Consider the following 4,104-nt stretch of genomic DNA (forward strand, 5'->3'; position numbering starts at 1 on the left):
CTGCTCATAGTTCCAGGGGCATTCTTTTGGAAAAGTAGAGGAGGGTAGCTCTGTCTCATCTGAGGCGTCTTCTACAGCGTCCGAGTAAGCTTCAACCAAAATCTCTGACAGTTTGCTTTTCAGTCCCGGATTTTTTCTTAGAATTCGCCTGATCTGCTTGCGTTGCTCTCGGATCGTTCTTTCCCAGCTTTGGCCAGTCTGCCTTTTTTCAGGCTGGTACTGCCATTTCAACAAATGCATGAAAAGTACGCATATTCTGGACTCTAATGCCCTGTAGTCACTGCGACCCATGCTCTCAATTTCCTCAAGGATATTTTCCAGATCGAGTTCTGTCAGGCGGCCCTCACGGATCAGTTTTGCCTGCCTCTGGGTCCAGCTGTAAAAATCAGTATCGTATAAATCACGCACAAAAATGACCTGCTGTTTTATAGGATTTCATAGTTACTGTTCAGTTTATCTTATGGACTGAGAAGTTTTAGGGCCAGAATTCAGGATTGATAGCTTGCTCATAGCTCCAGGGACGCTCCTTGGGAAAAGTGGAAGGTGATAGTCCTGTTTCTTCAGCGGCATCTTCGACGGCTCTTTTGTAAGCAACAGGAAGCATAACATCAATTTTGTGTTTTAGACCCGGAGAATCCTGTAGAATTCGCCATGCCTGCTTACGTTGCACACGGATGGTTCGTTCCCAGCTGTGGCCTGTTTGTCTTTTTTCTGGCTGATGCTCCCATTTCAACAAATGCATAAAGAGTATTTCCAGCCGGGACTGCAAGGCTCTGTAATCACTGCGACCCATGCTCTCAATTTCCTCAAGGATATTTTCCAGGTCGAGTTCTGCGAGGCGACCTTCACGAATCAGTTTTGCCTGTCTCTGAGTCCAGCTGTAAAAATCGGTATCATACAAGTCTCGCATAAAGGCTACCTGCTTTGTCCGTTATCCCATTTTCCTTCATTCTATCTTACTCACTTTGTGCTTTACGAATCTAAACTGCGCTCATTAAGATAGCTCAAGTTTCATTTATAGGGCTGGGCGTAGTTTAATACAAAATCAGTAGGTGATACTGACTGCAGCCATGAGTACACTCAATACTCCGGCTCGTTTTGTTCTGAAATTTATACTCGAAGTCATCAATCCGAAAGGCTCCTGAGGGTTTGTTTTACCCTCGACTTTTTGCTGTCAGAGCCTGAAGAAATGGTGTTATTCGTACTTCTATATTGTCAAAACATTGGCTGTGCTGTCTGGGTGTTTATTCTGGAGTCTGTCCTGAGTTCTTTATAAAATCAGTCATTTACATTCAATGGTTCTGTTGTATTCATAGTTTTTTTTCCATCTGTTTGGTTTTTTTTAAAAATCCGTCTAGAACTGAAAATAACGGTTTCAAGATATCTGAAGCCAAACGTTAATAATCAATAAGGAAGTTTGATTATGAATACATTTTTCTCAAGCATTGCTCTTTCCAGCCTTTTAATATTCTCTAGCGGTTCATTTGCCAATAGCGACGAAAAAGAACAGGTCGTTAACGTCAACACAGCCACCGTTCAGGAATTGGACGAAAAGCTTATAGGCGTAGGCAGACGAACAGCAGAAGAGATAGTAAAACACCGTAAAGCACATGGTCCTTACAAGAATATGGATGACCTTGATCAGGTGAAGTTCATCGGTGAAGCCTTTATGAAGAAGAACGAATCCAGGATAATTTTCGAAGAGTAGGGAATCACATATACAAAAAGCCCGTCCATAGAGACGGGCTTTTTGTATGTTGAGTACGTGTTTCAAAACCGATAATCTAGCCTGAATAAAGACTTATGCAGGAGTATTCCTTTGACCTTTACCTGGATTGATTGGGTCATTGCGACCATAGTGGCTGTTTCCTCTCTTATCAGCCTTAAACGTGGCTTTTTCAAAGAAGTTCTCTCTCTTCTGACCTGGGTAGTGGCCATTTTTGTGGCCTGGACTTTTAACGGCAGTGTTGCGAACTTGTTAACTCAGTATGTAGAAACCCCGTCTGTTAGAGTGATTTCCGCATCAATTTTGCTTTTTGTCGCAACGCTACTGGTGGGCGGGTTGATTAATCGATTATTTTCAGAATTGGTTGAAGCCACCGGTCTCACTGGGACTGATAGGATACTGGGTATGGTTTTCGGCGGGCTCAGAGGCTGCTTGCTTGTGGTGCTTGTGGTGGGATTAATGACTTTTGCTCCATTAGAGAATGACGAAGCATGGCAAGATTCGGTATTATTGCCGCACTTTTTGCTACTTGCAGACTGGTCCAGACAAACAGTGGTCCAGTGGGTTGAACCTATGTTGCAAGCCGGTTGAAATAATCTCTGAAAGCTTCCCGGGAACAGGCAAACGTCCAGAGGGCGCTTTCTGAACTTTTGAGAAAAAATAGGCTCTAAAGACAGCTATAAGCACAAAAAACAGGGTTTTTCTGACTTTCAGGTGACCTTGCCAGAGCTTTGGAGCCGCTGATCCAGCCTGAGGATGTGAGAAATGTGTGGAATTGTCGGTATTTCGGCGACAGTGAATGTTAACCAGCTGTTGTTCGATGCGCTGACCGTGCTTCAGCACAGGGGGCAGGACGCAGCCGGTATGGTGACCCTGGGAGGAGGGCACTTTTATCTGAGAAAAGATAACGGGCTGGTCCGTGATGTCTTCAGAACCCGGCACATGAAAAAACTGGTGGGCAATATGGGCATCGCTCATGTTCGTTATCCTACCGCAGGTACTTCCAGCTCAGCCGAGGCCCAGCCGTTCTATGTTAACTCTCCCTATGGTATTGCCCTTGCCCATAACGGGAATCTGACCAATGCCCAGAGCATCAAGCAGGAACTCTTTGAAGAAGATCTTCGTCACATCAATACCAGCTCTGATTCAGAGATTCTGCTGAATGTCTTCGCCCATGAACTGGAGCAGTCAGGCAAGCTGCAGCCCAAGCCGGAAGACTTCTTCCAGGCGGTTCGTCGAGTCCATGAGCGTTGCGAAGGTGGCTATGCTGTCGTCGCCATGATTAATGGTCACGGTATCATTGGTTTTCGTGACCCTAACGGTATTCGCCCCCTGATCTTCGGTAAGCGGGAAAGCGAAAAAGGCACAGAATATATGATGGCTTCTGAATCCGTCGCTTTGAGTGCCTCTGGTTTTGAAGTTATTCGTGACGTCGAGCCAGGCGAAGCTGTCTTCATAGACTCAAATAATCAGCTGCACACATTCCAGTGTGTTCAGGGCACCAAGCATCCTTGTATTTTTGAGTACGTCTATCTCGCCCGCCCTGACTCCATTGTTGATGGTATTTCTGTCTATCAGGCTCATCAGAGAATGGGGCAGATCCTTGCTAACAAGATTCTCAGAGAGTGGCCAGAGCATGATATTGATGTTGTGATGCCTATTCCTGACACCAGCCGGACATCAGCACTGGAGATTGCCAACCGATTGGGGCTTCCTTACAAAGAAGGCTTTGTTAAAAACCGCTACATTGGTCGCACATTCATCATGCCTGGTCAGGAAGTCCGCGAGAAATCCGTTCGCCAAAAACTCAGTGCCATTCAACAGGAATTTGAAGGCAAGAATGTCCTGTTAGTCGATGACTCCATTGTCAGAGGCACGACCTGTCAGCAGATCATCGAGATGGCCAGAGACAGTGGCGCAAAGAAAGTCTATTTTAGCTCTGCTGCTCCTGCGATTCGCTTCCCAAATGTTTATGGGATCGACATGCCAACATCAGAAGAGCTCATTGCCTACGATCGGACTGACAAGCAAATCGAGCAGGAAATCGGGGCAGATCGTCTGATCTTTCAGGATTTGGATGATCTTAAGAAAATCGTTTCTTCGTTGAATCCCGACATTACCGACTTCGACTGTTCTGTTTTTGATGGTAAATACATTGCCGGCGGTATCGATAGTGAATATTTAAGCCGTCTTGCTGCCAGCAGAAACGAAGAGACCCGGGCTAATGCGGGAAGCGATTCGATCATTGACCTTCACAATGATGAAGAGCTTGCCTGATTTTTCCTTGAACACTATGTTCATAGAGTCGAGCCCCTGTTAGCCTTGCTAGCAGCCTGTCGGACTTAAGGCTGTCCTACTGCGGTTGCAATAAATTGGTC

5 protein-coding genes are annotated in these 4,104 nt (G+C 45.7%); 3 read left to right on the forward strand and 2 right to left on the reverse strand.

Translation table 11 applies throughout. From position 1 onward, the window contains the following. Positions 1-408 (reverse strand): DUF29 domain-containing protein (locus KDK16_RS08655; protein ID WP_257275627.1); only part of this gene is annotated, 408 nt, incomplete at its 3' end. A gap of 67 nt (positions 409-475) precedes the next feature. Then, positions 476-910 carry a DUF29 domain-containing protein gene (locus KDK16_RS08660; protein ID WP_257252780.1) on the reverse strand — a complete coding sequence of 145 codons (435 nt, stop codon included), beginning with the start codon at positions 908-910 and terminating at the stop codon, positions 476-478. 513 nt (positions 911-1,423) lie between these two features. Between KDK16_RS08660 and KDK16_RS08665 the strand changes: the two genes are divergently transcribed. The 3 genes from KDK16_RS08665 (at position 1,424) to purF (ending at position 4,003) form a co-directional block, all read left to right on the forward strand. Then, complete coding sequence (locus KDK16_RS08665; RefSeq protein WP_257252781.1) at positions 1,424-1,708, forward strand: helix-hairpin-helix domain-containing protein; 285 nt, start codon at positions 1,424-1,426, stop codon at positions 1,706-1,708. A 111-nt stretch (positions 1,709-1,819) separates the two neighbouring features. Next, positions 1,820-2,317: a CvpA family protein gene (locus KDK16_RS08670; protein ID WP_257252782.1), complete on the forward strand. Its 498-nt coding sequence runs from the start codon at positions 1,820-1,822 to the stop codon at positions 2,315-2,317. A 174-nt stretch (positions 2,318-2,491) separates the two neighbouring features. Next, positions 2,492-4,003, forward strand: a complete 1,512-nt coding sequence (purF, locus tag KDK16_RS08675) for an amidophosphoribosyltransferase (protein WP_257252783.1) — start codon at positions 2,492-2,494, stop codon at positions 4,001-4,003. Positions 4,004-4,104 lie beyond the last annotated feature (101 nt).

The organism is Endozoicomonas sp. SESOKO4 (assembly GCF_024606275.1).